This is a genomic window from Actinomadura sp. NPDC023710, from assembly GCF_040639875.1.
GTDB classification, from domain to species: Bacteria; Actinomycetota; Actinomycetes; order Streptosporangiales; family Streptosporangiaceae; genus Spirillospora; species Spirillospora citrea.
Genome location: NZ_JBFAGB010000111.1, coordinates 1 through 1103, shown reverse-complemented (window position 1 = coordinate 1103; position 1103 = coordinate 1). Strand labels below are relative to the sequence as shown.

Sequence of the window (1103 nt, the reverse complement as noted above, 5' to 3'; positions counted from 1 at the left end):
ACGATGTCGTCCAGTTCGGCGGCGTCGGCGCCGATCTCGTAGACGGTGAACAGGACGCGGGGGCCGTATCCGGCCAGCAGCCGGTTCACCGCCCGGCGCCCGGACTCGGAGGAGACGTCGAACGTCACGGTCCAGGAGTTGCGATTGGTCGGGTCTGCCATTGGGTCACCTCCAGGCGAACGGTTCGTAGGCTTCGGTTTCGCCGAGGATCCAGGCGCGCAGCGCGACGCATTGGGCGCGCAGTTGATCGGTGTAGCTGCGGCGTGCGGGCGGTGCCGGCCAGCCGCGCGCCGGGGCGGCGAGCCGGGCGTGGAAACGGGTGACGGCCTGGCTGCGGGCCTGGGGTGACAGCCACGGTCCGTCCGCGCCGTCCTCCAGGTCCTCTGGCGTGACCGCGCGCAAGCCCGTGAGCGCCAGGACGGTGGAGTCCAGCAGCACCGGTCGCCACTCCTCCATGAGGTCGAATGCCAGGGTCGGGCGTCCGCGCGCGGGGGTGTGCAGGAACGACACGTACGGGTCCAGGCCCGCGGCGAGCAGGCCGGAGGTGACGGTCTCGCGCAGCAGCGCCGAGCAGTAGTTGGTGAGGGCGTTCACCACGTCCGCGCTGCGCCGGTCGCGTCCGCCGAAGCCGAGGGCTGGGTCAAGGACACTGGAGAAGGCACGGTAGTAGACACCCGACGCGCCGCCCTCCACCCCCATGACCTGGGCGACGTCACCGCACTCGGCGACCCTGACCTCCAGCCCGACAGTCGCGCGGCGGCACCCCACACCAGCTCGGGGTCGCGTGCGCGCCGGGCGCGCCGCCGCAGCAGCACATGCTGGTTGCGGATCTTCCCGGCCACCACGGCGCGGGACAACTCCACCCGATCGGTGGCGATGGCGTGCCGCTCCAACTGCCGGCGGCGGGCGAGCACATGGCCCGCGCCGGGCGGCTCCATCCTGCCTAGCGGCCGTCCCGTGCCTGATAGCAGGACGAGGGGGATGTCGCGGGAGAGCAACGCGTGCATCGCCTGGGTGGAGATTCCCACCTGCCCCGATAGCACCACTTCAGAGATCTGCGTCAGTGGCGCCGAGGCGCGCAGTTCTCCGTCCTTGAGCGCCAC

Annotated in this window: 1 protein-coding gene and 1 pseudogene; both read right to left on the bottom strand. The window is 71.7% G+C overall.

Annotation, left to right across the window (positions count from 1 at the left end; all coding sequences use genetic code 11):
- Nucleotides 1-165 precede the first annotated feature (165 nt).
- Nucleotides 166-768, bottom strand: coding sequence for a CRISPR-associated endonuclease Cas1 (cas1, locus tag AB0H37_RS45025; RefSeq protein ID WP_360618857.1), 603 nt, complete (start codon nucleotides 766-768; stop codon nucleotides 166-168).
- 35 nt (nucleotides 769-803) lie between these two features.
- Nucleotides 804-1043 (bottom strand): annotated as a pseudogene (locus tag AB0H37_RS45020) (CRISPR-associated endonuclease Cas1); the annotation flags it as partial.
- Nucleotides 1044-1103 lie beyond the last annotated feature (60 nt).